The organism is Nostoc sp. (genome assembly GCF_036917655.1).
Taxonomy (GTDB): domain Bacteria; phylum Cyanobacteriota; class Cyanobacteriia; order Cyanobacteriales; family Nostocaceae; genus Nostoc.
Window position 1 is genome coordinate 1 of sequence record NZ_JBALCY010000073.1, and the last position, 14,653, is coordinate 14,653.

Sequence of the window (14,653 nt, forward strand, 5' to 3'; positions counted from 1 at the left end):
TTATTTCGGAGAACCCATTTGTTATTTCGGAGAACCCATTTGTTATTTCGGAGAACCCATTTGTTATTTCGGAGAACCCATTTGTTATTTCGGAGAACCCATTTGTTATTTCGGAGTACGCATTTGTTATTTCGGAGAACCCATTTGTTATTTCGGAGAACCCATTTGTTATTTCGGCGATGCTTACGGCTGGCTACGCCTACGCAATTACTGATTGCGTTCATTCTCAAACAACTTAAGACAAATAACAAGCGACGAGGTGCTGTCTCAGCAAGCGGGAACTCTTCTAAATACAGTTCCGTGCAATATTAGCGATCGCTTCTTCTATCGTCTCTCCTTGGCTGGCGGTTCCCACCTCTGGACATTCAGCTACATAAACATCCTCTTCCCAGTGCAGAATTGCTGTAAAGGTTCGAGTTTTTGTATTCTTAGCCTGTTGTGATGAACTCATGAAGCGTTTATCGGGCTATCTTTTCATTTTTCTATTGTTGCTTAACTATCTGGAACCAACAACATCCGCGCCTCAATTGCTTCCCAGGTTTGGGGTGACACCCGGACTGCTGCTTGTTTGCACTGGATAATGAGATAATTAGCGTAGAGATAATTTTCCCGTGCTTTTATTTCTTCCTCAGATAAATTGACCATTTTTTGGGTGAGATGGAAAGCATTAAGTAAGGTTTCTTGGAGGTGTTTAGTAAATGCCAGACGCACTTCCCTTGGCTGTTTATCATCAGGAATTGTACCTTTCAGTGCTTTTAATTTAGCGACCAGTGTAGTAAAATCAACATTATTGAAGATTTTTAATTCCTCAAGTTCACCAGTGTAGTTAATAACTTTGGCGTTGGCGTTGGCGTTGGCGTAGGCGCTGGCGTAGGCGTTGGCGCCGGCGCTGGCGATGTCGTAGGCGTTGGCGTTGGCGTAGGCGATGGCAATGGCAATGGCGTTGGCGTTGGCAATGGCGGCGTAGGCGTTGGCGTTGGCAATGGCGTAGGCGTAGGCGTAGGCGTAGGCGTAGGCGTAGGCGTAGGCGCTGGCGATCTCAATAGCAACTGCACGTTTACCCACAGGTTTAAAATCCCCTGGCGATCCAACTGTTACCTTTTCTGCCCAGTTTAATAAAGCTTGTAACTTCCGTGTATTAATATATTTTTGCGCTTCCTTTTCCATCAGCCGCAGCAAATCATCTGCACCACCGCGCATTAACCCAGCTACTAACAAAAACACTTCTTTCCAACGTTGATCTATTAGGTGTTCACTAACTAACTTCTCAACTTGGCGATGGTCATCAATATATTGTGCTGTTAAATATTCTTGTAGCGTTAGATGAGAGAACGAAAAGACATCCTCGGCTCGTTCTACCAAAATTCCTTGTTGAACAGCGATCGCATCTAAAACTGCTTCAGCGTCTAAATCCTTGGGTGCATTGTCGTTATTGTGCAGAAACTCTTTAATTTGACTCACAAGTTCTTGGTGAGACAAGAATAGCCGTTGTGATTTAAAGCTGTGATATGCAATCTCAGCTAGCATGATTTTCTCTAAATCGATGCCAAGCTGACGATAAATTGGATCAGTTTGAATCCGTTTTTCCGCAGCCCATTTTTTGAGTAATATATCAAGAGCATCACTGTAAACCGTAGCTCGGTTTTTAGGCAAGTCTTGAGATTCGTCATACACTAAACAGAGAAAAGTTAGCAATACAGGAGTTCTAGCTAATTCTTTAGTTGATTCTTGGTTTTTGATTAACTCCCAGCACTTGTCAGCAGTTCCGGCTTGTCTATCTACCTCTGAAGAAAACCAATTTTGAATAAACTGCTGAATTTGAGCATCATCAAAATCTGCGATGGCAATTTCCATCAAATTCCTAAACTGCGATCCATAGGCAGCAGTCCGACAAGAGATAATAAACCGATTATCTTTGTATTGCTCAACGAAGCTTTGAATTTGCCTAATTGCTAAATCTGTATTTCCCGTTGGCACTTCATCTAAACCATCCAGCAAAATTAATAACTTGCCTTGTTGTAAGGCTTTAGTAGAAAATTCTTCAGAGAATGGTAACTGACACAATCTGAATGCTTGTCTAATTACTTCTTCAATATTGATTTCGTTCTCCGTAAATAGTTTTAATTCAATAAAAACCGGAATACATTCATGTTGCAATTCACCAGCTTTGCCCTTGAGTGCTTCTAGTCCTATCTTCCGCAAAAATGTAGACTTACCTCCACCCGGTGCGCCGAGTACCATCAAATATTGCTGCTGATTGGCAACTTTAATACCCTGTTGCTTATCAGCATTTTCAACTTGAAACCCACGTTTTCCAGTTTCACGGAAAAGATTGTGTAAAGCTTCAATTGATTCAAATCGCCGGATATCATCTGGCTGCAAACATTGCACAGCTATGTAAATTGAATCCAAATCTACAGGCTGTTGCATTCCCAATATTTGCAACTTGTTATGGCGCTTGTGGTAGTTAATAATATATTGCTCAGATGCTTGATAAATTAATTTTGTGGTTTTCTCATCTAAAGGGCGGTCAAGTGTGTTTATATAAATGTCAGCAAAATGTTTAACCGCTGCATCTGGTGCCACTTCCGGCAGTGCAATCAGCTGATCTAAAGTGACATGGTTAACTCCAGACAGTGCTAATGATAGCAAAATCGCATCAGCCGAACCTTCTACAACTACAACGCGGCTGAGTCCACCTCCAACAGGTTTCAAAGAAAGTTCCTGGAGTTCTTCGATAGTATCACCCAGCACTTCGGCAAGTTGGCTTTTGCGCTGATCAATTAATGCCTGTCGATAAGCCTCAGATGATGTAAATTGCTGAGGTTTCAGCGATGAATTGCTAGCATTTAATCTGATTTGATTTTCGTCCCCCAAACTCATAATTGCCCGAATTACCTCATTCCCTTTAGCCTCCATCAAAACTTCCTGAAGCAGAGGGTCAATTTTGGCAATTTGACTTTCGTTAAGTTTCATAGGGCTGCCGTTACCTGAATTAAACCTTTACCTTGACGTTCCTTGTCATGTCCCAAATCTTGACAACTTGTAAGCAATCCGTCAATTAAATCTAAAACCGGAATTTGCTTACTATACTTCTCTAAGATTAACGCTGCTACACCAGAAACGATTGGGGTTGCCATTGAAGTTCCGTCCCAAGCTTCATAACCACCACCTTGAACTGATGAATAAACTCCTTCCCCAGGTGCAACCAAATAGGGAACATCATAAGAATGATTATTAACAGATATCCTGCCACTGCCGCTAAAACTGGCAACTTTACTATTAAAGTTTGTCGCACCTACTGAAATTGAACTCCGACAGTTTGCTGGTGTTCTAGTATTGTTACGTCCATTGTTACCAACAGCACAAACAGGGAGTATACCAACTGCCAGTAGAGTATCAATGACATCGCTCATTTCATCAGCATATGTAGGAAGACCTGCTGAAATATTAGCAATATTCACGTCTACTCGAAGTGCTAGCCAGTCCAGCCACATCACAAAGTTTGATAAGTTGCCAGTACCTCTGGGGATGAGTACGCCGTCGATTAGTTTAGTTTCTGGTGCAACGCCAACCTGTTTACCACAAATTAGTCCAGCTACGTGAGTGCCATGACCATTGGTATCTTGGGAAGATGTTGACTGGATTTGCTTACTTCTATCATTAAAACTATAAGATTCAGTTACTCTGCCTTGCAATTCTGGGTGGGTTGAGTCGATACCCGTATCGAGGACAGCAATGGTAATGTTTTTCCCAGTGCCTGTAAATCCATTTTGACGTGCTATGTTGAGAGCGATCGCATCCAAATGCCACAATTCATCTCTGGTGAGTTCATCTTTAGTATCTGTATTTCTTTGTTGTGGCTGAATCAACTCAATCAGCTGATCGCGTAAAATTAACGCATTGGGTAACTCCTCACGAATCCTCTGAGCTTCTTCATCCGGCATTTCTACAACACTTACCCCAGTAATCCCTGAGTAATCTGGGTACTTTGCCACTTGCCTTGTGTCGTTTTGTGCATCTTCCAACCAGTTTTCAATTTGTTGGTATACTGGGTTTTCATGCCAAAAATTTACAACTTCTGCAACTTGCGCCTCCCGACTTTCCGGTGTAAATTTTTTAGATGCAAGTTCTAGCGATCGCGTTACTGATGTTGCTTTGGGTCGAATAATATAAACGCTCATCAAAGACTCCTTATTATAAAATAAGCAAGATGTCTGCTTCACGAATACAGTATTACATTTTTTACAGTTTTCATAGTAGTAAATACCTGCCTTTGTGCAGTCATTTGGTATGATATGAAGTAGGTTATAGCAATAAGCTACAAAAGGTGAAACAGCTAATTCCGGGTCTATTATGACAACTACACCAAGCTTCAATTCCTGGGTTATCTGTCCCCAACCAAATCCTCAAGCAAACTTGCGTTTATTCTGCTTCCCCTACGCTGGTGGTAGCGCGGCAATTTTTCGCACATGGCCTAATAATCTATCTAGTAATGTCGAAGTCTGTGCTGTGGAATATCCGGGACGGGGAAGACAGATTAAGTCAGCACCCTTGACGCGATTAGAACCTCTTGTTGAAGCGATCGCTCCAGTTCTCATGCCATATTTAGACAAACCATTCGCCTTCTTCGGTCACAGCATGGGCGGATTAGTTAGCTTCGAGTTAACCCGTTTACTTCGCTCTCAGTATAGTCTTGCTCCCTTTCATCTCTTCATATCTGCTCGTTGCGCCCCGCAAATCCCCTTGACAAAAGCACCCCTACACGTCTTATCAGACCCTGATTTGCAAGACGAGCTACACAGTCTTAACGGTACACCCAAAGCAGTACTAGAAAGCATGGAACTGATGCAGATATTCCTCCCGATTTTGCGGGCAGATTTTGCCGTTCTGGAAACTTATATTTACACTCAAAAACAGCCACTGAAGTGTCCTATTACTGTTTTTGGTGGTTTACAAGACCAAGAAGTTAATCATGAGGATCTGCAAGCATGGCGAGAGCAGACGAGCGCTACTTTCTCATTACAAATGTTTGACGGCGACCACTTTTTTATCCATTCACACCAAAATTTATTACTTAAACTTATATCTCAAGAATTGCAGATGTGTAACCATAGTTGGTAGTAGTCATTAGATAAGAAGGAGTTAGGAGTCAGAATATAGAATTTTTCTGACTCTCTGAACTTCTGATGCATAATATATCTACTTATTATCTTTGAGTAGCGATCGCTAACTTTGCCCCCTTTACCTGACGAACTTGATCCATGATCGCCACTACCTCACCGTGCAAGACTTTTTCGTCAGCATTAATAATCACCAAGGCATCTGCGTTAGAACCAACTAAAGTTCGCACTTGCGGTGCTAAATCATTAACTGCTATTGGATTGCGGTTTAAGCTTACCTCACCTTTTTCATCTACCGTGATCGTAATTTTAGTAGGAATTTGCTGCTCTTTCGCCGTGGCTGCCTTCGGTAGATTTACTGGCAATCCTTCTGATCGTGTTAAAAACAGTGTTGACATGATGAAAAATGTCAAAAGGGCAAACATTACATCAATCAGAGGTACCACATTTATAAATGGTGCTAAATCTGGTTCATTATCATCTAGATCCATAGGTCTTCTCCTGTTTTCCGTAGTGTTCAAGTTGTTCATAGCGATCGAGGAACAGTATTTCTAGCTGTCCGCCGTACTCTTGAATCATTGTTATCTGCCTCTGGTATAGTCCCCGGAAGATGCTGGCTCCTAAAAGTACAAAGATAGCCACAATCAATCCTGTGGCGGTAGCAACTAAAGCTTCACTAATACCAGCAGTGACTACACCAGTTTTAGTACCTCCGACATCACCAATATTCAGTCCAGCAAATGAGCGAATTAATCCTAAAATTGTGCCGAGAAGTCCCAACAGAGGCGCTAAACCGATAATGGTATCAAATACAGGTTGAAACCGCTTGAGCGTAGGGATTTCTGCTTGCGCCTCGCTTTTCAAAGCCAAACGAAATTTTTCTGGAGTCGGTCTTTCTAGCTGTAATCCAGCCAGAAAAATGCGTGCTATAGGTAAATCTACATTTTTTTGCAGCTTATCCACAGCAGCAACGACATTATCAGCTCGATAAAGATTTAAAACCTCTCGCACCACCCGGTTTTGACGCTTACCAATCTGTAGCCAAAACTTCGCCCGCTCAATCATTAGTGCCCCTGCCAACACCGAAAACGCCAGCAGGGGCAACATGACCACACCGCCTGCTTCAAACAAATTCTGAATTCCCATGTAGTGCCTCTAAACGTTATCAACAATACAAAATCAGACTACCAGAATCAAGGTAAAAAATGAAACTTTTTCTCAATAGAGTTTAAGACATAATGATAATTTTTTGAAATCTAATTATCATTATTTTTATTTAATCTTTTTTTAGATTACATAAATTAATCTGATCAACACATAACACAAAAATTCATTTTATCTAGAAATCGTCATAATCAACAGTATCTTTCAAAGATATTTTTATTATTAAGTATGGTGTTCCGTAACACTGCCAGAAATAATTTTAATTTTTTACTTGATATTTGCAACCATGCATTCTAAGATAACTGGGTTAGTGAGAATAGGTAGCAATAGCTATGAGCTTTTCCGGCACTACTGTCGAGCAACGTTCCAAAGAAGTTGAGGCTCTCAAGTCTTTTCTGACTTACAGTCTAATAGGTTCACTGGCGCTGCATATTGGCGTACTGTCCTCAGGTATAGGTAATTATTTGACGAGAGTGCCCACACCAGAAGAAGAACCAATAGAGGTGGCGATCATAGATACTCCGACTGCGGAACCAGAAAAACCACTTGAAAAAATTCCAGAAGAACCCAAAAAATCACCAGAAATTGTTCAAAAACAGTCTATAGAAACTCCACCAGTACAAAAACCAGTACAAGAATTGATTGAAAGACCAAAACCAGTACAAGAATTGATTGAAAGACCAAAAATTCAGCCAGTTCAACAACAACCAAAACAAACTACTCAAATTCAGCCAGTTCAACAACAACCAAAACAAATTACTCAAAACCCACAACCAACAAATAGGGAAATTGCTCCCAAGCCAGAAGTCCCCGTGAAAACTGTTGCACCTGAGAGCGGTGGTGGCGGTGGTGGCGGTGGTAGTTCAGTCCTGACAGGTAATGGTAGCTCTGGCTCTGGCGTTGCTTTAAGTACAGGTAGAGGTGCAGGTATAGGTTCAGGTTCAGGTTCAGGAATTGGCTCTGGCTCTGGCAGTGGTATAGGCTCAGGAATTGGGTCTGGCTCTGGCAGTGGTATAGGTTCAGGAATTGGCTCTGGCTCTGGCAGTGGTATAGGCAATGGAGTCGGAAACCGTCCGACAGTAGCAACAGCGCCAACAGTGCCAACACCTCCAAAAATTAACAGTTCAGGTAATGGTAATGCTAATGGTCGTGCAGCCTGCCGCGAATGTAATGCCAAGTATCCAGAGGCAGCAAGACGGCGAGGAGTTGAAGGCAGAGTTGAAGTAGCTGTCGATACTGATGCACAAGGCAATGTGACAAATGTGCGGATTGCTCACTCCAGTGGAAACCGCGACTTAGATGAAGAAACCGCCAGACAAGCGCGTGACTGGAAATTAAAACCCGTAGAAGGAGGCAGACAAGGAGTATCGATCGCCACTGAATTTGCCATAAAAGGTTCACGGCGATCGCGCCAAGTTCAAGAACGGCAAGCACAAAGAGAAGCAGAAGAGAGAACCCAGCAGGCAGCAGCTGCTGCTAACTCCACAGAAGAACATCCAGGACGTAGACGCAGAGAGTTGACACCCTCATCTAATGAAGCTACAGCCACAAGACCAGCAATATCTGGATTGAGTAGACGGTTGGAACCTCAAAGACAGGAAAGTACTGCTACAAGCTCATCATCTGGAGCTAGGACAACTCGCACTCAAGGAAGTGCAAGAGACTCCTTACGCCGTATCCAGCGTGAACAAGCGGCTACCGATTCATCACCAAAGCCACAAGCAACCACAAATCGGCGGCGGCGAGGAGAAAACACCAGCCAGGACAAGTTGCGGGAGTCTTTGCGCCGTTTACGCCCACAACCTCAATCACAACCTGCTGCTCCCAGTCAGCAGTAGTGTGTCAAATTGAAATTGATGGGTTCGTAGTGAATGATTTATCGCTCAATTTTAAAGGCTAGAGCGGCTACGAATTTTCACAACCCATCAAAATTAATCACATGAACCACTAGTAGAGCGACAAAACTTACTGGAATCATACTTTGATTAGCGATCGCACACCGCCTTCTGTTTTCAGGAGGCGGTTGTTCTTTATACAGTAATGGCGACCTTAAGCATCACCCCTCTACCATCAGGAAGAGGGGTTAGGAGTGCGGTAATTTTATGATGGGCAATTAGACACACTAGCGATCGCGCCCTTTGCCAATCATATGGAAGTGGAAGTGAATAATCCCGTAGTTTCCCATCCCCAATTTCTCGGATTAGGGCAATGGAAATCCCCTGTGCCATTCGGAATAGTACTAGTGTTTGCTCATCACCAATTAGATGCTGAGAGGATAGTCACTGGCTAACTCTCAAGTTGCTCATCTGCACTTTATGCTAGGCGTCAAATTCACTGATTTGAATAAAACTTCTACATAAACACACACTGATGCAGTTTGATTTGCTTGAATAGCTATATTGATAAGACATTGATCCGACGGCAATTCACAATTCCTGAATTATGGCAAGTAAATTCATTGATGTTAGGGAATATACTGTCAGGGCGCACAAAAGACAGATTCATACTCGTGTTTTCCAGTTTGTCTGTAAAGAATGTAACGATCTGACAAAACGCGAGACTTTCGGACCTCGACCCTTATATTGTGAGAGATGTCGCCCTCCCCAACCGCCTAAGAAATCCCAGCCAACATCTCACAAAGCAAAACCCAGAGCAATGTCTTACAAAAGTGACATCGATTTAAATTGATTGAAACCTTATGACTCAAAATGGACAATTAGAACCACCTCCAGGCACCTTTGTGTCACCACTGTTGGAATTACGAGATTATTATGCTCGCCTTACAGAAGAGTATGAACGCCTCTTTGTGCAGGCGCGATCGCAGCTCGATCATGTAGAAGCGTTGTTGTCTAACTGGTCTTTTTCTGACGCCAACAAGCAGATATCAAGTCTGATGGCGGCTGATGAAACCTCAAATCTTTCTCAAGAAGGCTCTTTGGGGTTTTTATCACCCCTTGATGACATCGACGAAATCAACTTGGTGGAGTCTGTAGAGTCAGAACGAAAAGACAAAGACTTGGTTGAGATAGATAATTCCTTTTCTGCTGCTGTTGATACAAAAGAGAGTCAACCTCCAACTACATCGCCAGATCCAAAGATCGCCCCAGAGAACAACGATAGTTCAACAAAGGTAGCGGAAATCCCCATGCTACCCCAGTATAATCAAGCTCTCTCGCGAATGGAAGCCATAAAACAGCTATTACAAGAGCAGATAGGCACTGTCTGTCATATTGATTTTATCGTGCGATCGCTTTATGGAGAATTAGATTCCAATCTATTCAAAGTAGTTAAAGGTAGGGTTCAATCTTCCCTTACCCAAGGCAGAGAAAGAAATTACTGGGTAACTATTCCCGATGAGCCAGGTTGTTATACTCTGGATTTAAGTTTGGTAGCCCCAAATAACCGCAATGGTGCTTCTAGGAGCATCAAAAACAAAAATAAGAAGCCTTTTGTACCCCCGACAAAAACAGTACCAATGCTCAAAGCCTTTGAGGGTGAATTCTTAATTGATGCCCTCACCTCTCTGTTAGAACAAAATCCCGGTAAAGTTTTCAGCGTTGCTGAAGTCATCGCCGGAATTTATGGAGAACTAGATTCTCAGCAACTTAGAGAGATCAAAAATAAGGTGCTGAATGAATTATCTAGAGGCTATCGGACAGGCAGATTCTCTAGGGTTCCTAACCAAATCGGCTTCTATACTTGGGACTCCAATCTGATATTGGAGAAAAGTTCTCGCTAAATTGGCATTGGGCATTGGGCATGGGGCATGGGGCATGGGGCATGGGGCATGGGGCATTGTGGGGATGAGGAAGACAAGGCAGATAATTCTTCACTCCTAACTCCTAACTCCTAACTCTTGACTTCCTACTCCCCAATCCCCAGTCCCCAGCCCCAGACACACCCTATCCCAAAAACAGCTTGTATGCCGGATTCTTGTTTTCATCCCAATAGCGATAGCCCAGGTTATCGAGAAAAGCTTGCCACTCTCCCATCTCGTGGGGGGGAACCTGGATACCAACAACGATTCGCCCGTAGTCTGCGCCATTATTGCGGTAGTGAAAAAGACTAATATTCCAGGCGGGATTCATGGAAGTAACAAACTTCATCAATGCGCCGGGACGTTCGGGAAACTCAAAACGGTAGAGCAATTCATTGTGAGCCAGGGGAGAGTGCCCACCTACCATGTGCCGCAGATGTAATTTAGTTAGTTCGTCGTCCGTTAAATCAAGGGTTTCAAAGCCATGAGCTTCAAACGTTTCTACCATCTTTGCAGCATCGGCACGATTTTGAATTTGCACACCTACAAAAATATGCGCTGTTTTTTCATCGGCAATGCGATAATTAAACTCAGTAAGATTACGGTTGCCAATACATTCACAAAACTGGCGAATACTTCCCCGTTCTTCAGGAATTGTAACTGCAAAGATGGCTTCGCGGCGTTCGCCGAACTCTGCTCGTTCTGCCACAAAGCGGAGGCGATCAAAATTCATGTTTGCACCGCAGGCGACAGCAATTAAGGTTTGTCCCTCGATTTGTTCCCGTTCTACGTAGGCTTTGGCAGCTGCGATCGCTAATGCACCGGCTGGTTCTAGAATGGATCGCGTATCCTCAAACACGTCTTTAATCGCAGCACAAGTTTTGTCTGTATCCACCAGAATAATTTCATCTACATACTGCTGACATAAACGGAAGGTTTCTTCACCTACTTCCCGCACCGCCACGCCATCAGCAAATAATCCCACTTGGGACAAGCGCACCCGATGTCCGGCTTTGAGCGATTGAGACATAGCATCAGCATCTACTGGTTCAACGCCAATAATCTTGATTTCGGGACGTAATCGTTTCACATAAGCCCCAATCCCAGAAATTAATCCGCCCCCTCCAATCGCTACAAAAATCGCATGGATGGGTTGCTGATATTGCCGTAAAATTTCCATCCCGATTGTTCCCTGTCCAGCAATGACATGCGGATCATCAAAGGGATGAATAAAGGTCAACCCTTTTTCTACTTCTAATTCACGGGCATAGCTATAAGCATCGTCATAGGTATTTCCATGTAACACGACTGCTCCGCCCCTCATTCTAACCGCATCTACCTTGACTTGGGGTGTGGTTATTGGCATGACGATAATCGCTTTGGTTCCCAAGCGATTGGCTGCAAGGGCGACTCCCTGAGCATGATTCCCCGCAGAAGCTGCGATTACACCCTTTGCCAATATCTCTGGTGGCAGTTGCACCATCTTGTTATAAGCACCCCGCAGTTTAAAGGAAAATACTGACTGCATATCCTCACGTTTCAGCAGGAGTTGATTATTCAGCCGCGCAGACAAATTTGGAGCATACTCCAGTGGTGTTTCCTGGGCAACATCGTACACACGGGCAGTCAGGATTTGGATCAGGTAGTCGCAATACATGGGCGTCAAAGTGTTAGCAAATGCCGGATGAAAATTAATTTTACGTTACAAGCGATCGCACTGGTTTCATTTAATTGAACTCTCTCGAAATTTTGAGTGAATAAAATTTAAAAATTACTAATATTGTCTGAAGATAAAATATTCAGTGATTGAAATTTTTTAGTGAGTTCAAATTTAATGCGATCGCTGGTAGGTTGATTTTAAACGAGTTTCGCTAGATGTCCGAGTATTTAGATCAACAGATAAGTATAGTGTTGTTTATGAACATAACTTCTGAATTTATGTTAAAGTATGCATATAAGATTGCATTCGGCTGTGTAGTTTGTTTTTATATATACTTGTATTACAGACCTCTCCGGATATAAATCTCTACACCCCCTGATTCTGGAGACATTCTATGTCAATTTACGTCGGTAACCTATCTTATGAGGTTAAAGAAGATGACCTCCGGCAGGTCTTTGCAGAATACGGAACTGTAAAAAATGTTCAATTGCCTATCGACCGAGAAACAGGTCGGGTGAGAGGTTTCGGCTTTGTCGAAATGGAATCAGACGCACAAGAAACAGCAGCGATTGAGGCTCTTGATAATGCTGAGTGGATGGGTCGGAGCTTAAAAGTTAATAAAGCTAAACCCAAGACAGACGGAGGTTCCTCTGGTGGTAGACGAGGAAACTATGATGGTGGTGGTGGTGGCTCTCGCCGCTATTAAGTAAGGTCTAAAACCAAGAATTTAACTCTAAGGTCTTGAGGGCAGACAAGGCGTCTGCCTTTTTTTGTGCTTCGGTTGACTATCGTTTTTGTAACAGGTGTAGCAACCATGAACCCAGAAGCTAAACATATTGTTAGCGAACTAAGGCGTGAGTTCTACTCTAACTTTGCTGCTGCTATGAATATGCCGGTGATTATAACTGGTACATCTTATAGTAGTAATTCACCGATCGCATCTTGGATGGATCATAGGCAGAGACTGAACTATATAAATGTATACGCTTATACAGCACCTGATGAATTTGTCCCATTCCGCCCATTCATTCTTCGATTGGCTATTAATAAGAGTGCTGGTAGAGTCACGATGTTAAGAAAAGGACAAGTATGCCGAGGTATTAATTTGCTGTGGGACTTTGAGTTAACTGTATTACCAAAAGAAATCTTAGACTTTCTTCCCTGGATAGTTAACTTAGTTGAGGCTCAAGACAAAAGTTCGCCCTTATTACTAAAATCACCACCTCATTCATTTGAATTAAAAGCGCCAGAGGTTGGCTTCTTTAATAACGCATGGACTCAGAAAGCTTGGCTCCTTGCAAATTCGACATTATCCTAATGGTTGGTGCTAATCGCTCTTTTAGCAACCGACTAAAAATATATGTGCTTGGGCTTTGTTTGCCTAATCAGAAAGTAGCGAGCCTACTTTGGGAAACGTCCTAAATCTTTGTAAATTTTTAAAACAAAATAGGCAACGTTGCACGAGTGCTAGAAGGTTTTCCCTATTTGCCTGGTAATCATGCTATTCGCGCGTTAATAAGCTGCATATTAGCAATTGCTAAAAGACTGGCTAGGATTGCATTTCTTCTCTACCAGACGCTACGCGAATATTTTGAATGCGTGAATTTTGAATTGCTTATACCAATTCTATGTGGATCTGCACAAAATCAACTTTGATAAGACAAGGGGCTTGAGCAACTGGTTTTATGCAACCTCACAGATAATCGGTATTAAGCTAAATCACATCTAGTTTGCATAATCTGAAATTGTACATTTCTTGTGGGGTGGGCGTCTCGCCCGCCCAATATATGCAAGTTAAATGTGGAACAACTTATCTGCTATATGCCTGATAATTAATAAGGCAATCTACAGAGAGCAAAGATGCAGACTCTCCAAAAACTCTTCCTCCCAAGCATGGGCTGCGGGACTTGGGCCTGGGGCAATCAACTGCTTTGGGGATATGACGAAAGTATGGATGACCAGTTACAAGCCGTCTTTAACCTTTGTGTAAGCAACGGTGTGACTTTATTTGATACAGGTGATTCTTACGGAACTGGGAGATTAAATGGTCGGAGTGAGTTACTCCTGGGACGATTCAACCGAGAATATATAGGTTCAGGCAAAGAAAATATTTGCATTGCTACTAAGCTTGCTGCTTACCCCTGGAGATGGACACCTCAGTCAATGGTAAAAGCTTGCAAATCATCTGCCCAACGTTTGGAAAGGAACGTAGATTTGGTACAGATGCACTGGTCTACAGCAAACTATGCTCCTTGGCAAGAAGAAGGGCTGTTGGATGGTCTTGCCGATGTGTATGAGCAAGGACTGGTTAAGGGAGTGGGACTATCCAATTATGGGCCTAAACGGCTTTACAAAGTGCAGAATAAGTTTGCTGCACGAGGCGTTCCGATTACTACTCTGCAAGTTCAATACTCTTTGTTGTCTACATATCCTGTAACCCAACTAAAGCTCAAAGACCTTTGTGATGAGTTGGGAATTAAACTGATTGCCTACAGCCCTCTGGCCTTGGGACTACTGACAGGAAAATACTCTGAGCAAGGCCCTTTGCCCAAAGGTATCCGAGGTCTGCTGTTTAGGCAGATATTACCAGGAATGCGATCGCTTTTGGCATGTTTACAAGAGGTGGCACAGTCCAGAAACAAAACTATGTCACAGGTAGCAATTAACTGGTGCATCTGTAAAGGAACCATTCCCATCCCTGGAGCAAAGAGTGTCGAACAGGCAAGGGAGAATATTGGTGCATTGGGTTGGCAATTAGACGCCAGTGAGATTGCAGAGTTGGATAGGGCGGCGGCGAATACAGACAAAAAAATGGTACAAAATATCTTTCAAACTAAGTAAAATTTAAAGGTTGCTGAATATGAATCATTGCAAACACTTGGTTTAAGTCTGAGAAGAAAAATACTTGGATTTTACAGAAATCCCGACATAATCTCTTAATTATGTCTT

General features: G+C 42.8%; 14 protein-coding genes and 1 pseudogene. 8 read left to right on the forward strand and 7 right to left on the reverse strand.

All coding sequences use genetic code 11. From position 1 onward, the window contains the following. Nucleotides 1-239 (forward strand): annotated as a pseudogene (locus V7K30_RS26525) (hypothetical protein); the annotation flags it as partial. A gap of 47 nt (nt 240-286) precedes the next feature. On the opposite strand, the gene V7K30_RS26530 reads toward V7K30_RS26525, so the two are convergent. Genes V7K30_RS26530 through V7K30_RS26540 form a run of 3 tightly spaced genes read right to left on the reverse strand, consistent with a single transcriptional unit; the run spans nt 287 to nt 4,184 of the window. Next, nucleotides 287-451 (reverse strand): type II toxin-antitoxin system HicB family antitoxin, encoded by a 165-nt coding sequence (locus tag V7K30_RS26530; protein ID WP_335004434.1) that lies wholly within the window; start codon nt 449-451, stop codon nt 287-289. 41 nt (nt 452-492) lie between these two features. Next, nucleotides 493-2,976: an NACHT domain-containing protein gene (locus tag V7K30_RS26535; RefSeq protein WP_335004436.1), complete on the reverse strand. Its 2,484-nt coding sequence runs from the start codon at nt 2,974-2,976 to the stop codon at nt 493-495. Next, nucleotides 2,973-4,184: a S8 family peptidase gene (locus V7K30_RS26540; RefSeq protein ID WP_335004438.1), complete on the reverse strand. Its 1,212-nt coding sequence runs from the start codon at nt 4,182-4,184 to the stop codon at nt 2,973-2,975. The genes V7K30_RS26535 and V7K30_RS26540 overlap by 4 nt, the downstream gene beginning before the upstream one ends. 172 nt (nt 4,185-4,356) lie before the next feature. Here V7K30_RS26540 and V7K30_RS26545 point away from each other — a divergent pair, with 172 nt between their 5' ends. Continuing rightward, complete coding sequence (locus tag V7K30_RS26545; RefSeq protein ID WP_335004440.1) at nt 4,357-5,124, forward strand: thioesterase II family protein; 768 nt, start codon at nt 4,357-4,359, stop codon at nt 5,122-5,124. 85 nt (nt 5,125-5,209) lie between these two features. Here V7K30_RS26545 and V7K30_RS26550 read toward each other — a convergent pair whose 3' ends face one another. After that, the gene (locus tag V7K30_RS26550) at nt 5,210-5,614 is read right to left on the reverse strand and encodes an ExbD/TolR family protein (protein WP_335004442.1); all 405 of its coding nucleotides are present in this window, start codon (nt 5,612-5,614) and stop codon (nt 5,210-5,212) included. Beyond that, nucleotides 5,601-6,269 carry a MotA/TolQ/ExbB proton channel family protein gene (locus V7K30_RS26555; protein WP_335004444.1) on the reverse strand — a complete coding sequence of 223 codons (669 nt, stop codon included), beginning with the start codon at nt 6,267-6,269 and terminating at the stop codon, nt 5,601-5,603. The genes V7K30_RS26550 and V7K30_RS26555 overlap by 14 nt, the downstream gene beginning before the upstream one ends. 350 nt (nt 6,270-6,619) lie before the next feature. On the opposite strand from V7K30_RS26555, the gene V7K30_RS26560 reads away from it, so the two are divergent. Further along, nucleotides 6,620-8,125: a TonB family protein gene (locus V7K30_RS26560; RefSeq protein WP_335004446.1), complete on the forward strand. Its 1,506-nt coding sequence runs from the start codon at nt 6,620-6,622 to the stop codon at nt 8,123-8,125. 192 nt (nt 8,126-8,317) lie between these two features. Here V7K30_RS26560 and V7K30_RS26565 read toward each other — a convergent pair whose 3' ends face one another. Beyond that, nucleotides 8,318-8,515 carry a hypothetical protein gene (locus V7K30_RS26565; protein WP_335004447.1) on the reverse strand — a complete coding sequence of 66 codons (198 nt, stop codon included), beginning with the start codon at nt 8,513-8,515 and terminating at the stop codon, nt 8,318-8,320. A 214-nt stretch (nt 8,516-8,729) separates the two neighbouring features. Here V7K30_RS26565 and V7K30_RS26570 point away from each other — a divergent pair, with 214 nt between their 5' ends. Then, nucleotides 8,730-8,975 (forward strand): hypothetical protein, encoded by a 246-nt coding sequence (locus tag V7K30_RS26570; RefSeq protein WP_094327534.1) that lies wholly within the window; start codon nt 8,730-8,732, stop codon nt 8,973-8,975. A gap of 10 nt (nt 8,976-8,985) precedes the next feature. Continuing rightward, nucleotides 8,986-10,026: a hypothetical protein gene (locus V7K30_RS26575; RefSeq protein ID WP_335004448.1), complete on the forward strand. Its 1,041-nt coding sequence runs from the start codon at nt 8,986-8,988 to the stop codon at nt 10,024-10,026. 163 nt (nt 10,027-10,189) lie between these two features. Here the strand turns inward: V7K30_RS26575 and ilvA are convergent, their stop codons facing one another. After that, a complete protein-coding gene (ilvA, locus tag V7K30_RS26580; RefSeq protein ID WP_335004450.1) occupies nt 10,190-11,701 on the reverse strand; it encodes a threonine ammonia-lyase, biosynthetic in 1,512 nt (503 codons plus the stop codon). Between the two features lie 397 nt (nt 11,702-12,098). Between ilvA and V7K30_RS26585 the strand changes: the two genes are divergently transcribed. From V7K30_RS26585 to V7K30_RS26595, 3 genes are all read left to right on the forward strand, one after another. Beyond that, nucleotides 12,099-12,410: an RNA recognition motif domain-containing protein gene (locus V7K30_RS26585; RefSeq protein WP_335004452.1), complete on the forward strand. Its 312-nt coding sequence runs from the start codon at nt 12,099-12,101 to the stop codon at nt 12,408-12,410. A gap of 75 nt (nt 12,411-12,485) precedes the next feature. Next, entirely contained in the window at nt 12,486-13,022 is a 537-nt protein-coding gene (locus V7K30_RS26590) for a hypothetical protein (protein ID WP_335004454.1), read from the forward strand. 542 nt (nt 13,023-13,564) lie between these two features. Then, on the forward strand, nt 13,565-14,545 hold the full coding sequence (locus V7K30_RS26595) for an aldo/keto reductase (protein WP_335004456.1): 981 nt from the start codon (nt 13,565-13,567) through the stop codon (nt 14,543-14,545). Nucleotides 14,546-14,653: the final 108 nt, after the last annotated feature.

Bases quoted from the DNA above. Each gene is read 5' to 3' on its own strand.
- V7K30_RS26540 (WP_335004438.1), bottom strand. From the start codon at position 4,184: ATGAGCGTTTATATTATTCGACCCAAAGCAACATCAGTAACGCGATCG.
- V7K30_RS26545 (WP_335004440.1), top strand. From the start codon at position 4,357: ATGACAACTACACCAAGCTTCAATTCCTGGGTTATCTGTCCCCAACCA.
- V7K30_RS26585 (WP_335004452.1), top strand. From the start codon at position 12,099: ATGTCAATTTACGTCGGTAACCTATCTTATGAGGTTAAAGAAGATGAC.
- ilvA (WP_335004450.1), bottom strand. From the start codon at position 11,701: ATGTATTGCGACTACCTGATCCAAATCCTGACTGCCCGTGTGTACGAT.
- V7K30_RS26560 (WP_335004446.1), top strand. From the start codon at position 6,620: ATGAGCTTTTCCGGCACTACTGTCGAGCAACGTTCCAAAGAAGTTGAG.
- V7K30_RS26575 (WP_335004448.1), top strand. From the start codon at position 8,986: ATGACTCAAAATGGACAATTAGAACCACCTCCAGGCACCTTTGTGTCA.
- V7K30_RS26570 (WP_094327534.1), top strand. From the start codon at position 8,730: ATGGCAAGTAAATTCATTGATGTTAGGGAATATACTGTCAGGGCGCAC.
- V7K30_RS26595 (WP_335004456.1), top strand. From the start codon at position 13,565: ATGCAGACTCTCCAAAAACTCTTCCTCCCAAGCATGGGCTGCGGGACT.
- V7K30_RS26535 (WP_335004436.1), bottom strand. From the start codon at position 2,976: ATGAAACTTAACGAAAGTCAAATTGCCAAAATTGACCCTCTGCTTCAG.
- V7K30_RS26555 (WP_335004444.1), bottom strand. From the start codon at position 6,269: ATGGGAATTCAGAATTTGTTTGAAGCAGGCGGTGTGGTCATGTTGCCC.
- V7K30_RS26565 (WP_335004447.1), bottom strand. From the start codon at position 8,515: ATGGCACAGGGGATTTCCATTGCCCTAATCCGAGAAATTGGGGATGGG.
- V7K30_RS26530 (WP_335004434.1), bottom strand. From the start codon at position 451: ATGAGTTCATCACAACAGGCTAAGAATACAAAAACTCGAACCTTTACA.
- V7K30_RS26550 (WP_335004442.1), bottom strand. From the start codon at position 5,614: ATGGATCTAGATGATAATGAACCAGATTTAGCACCATTTATAAATGTG.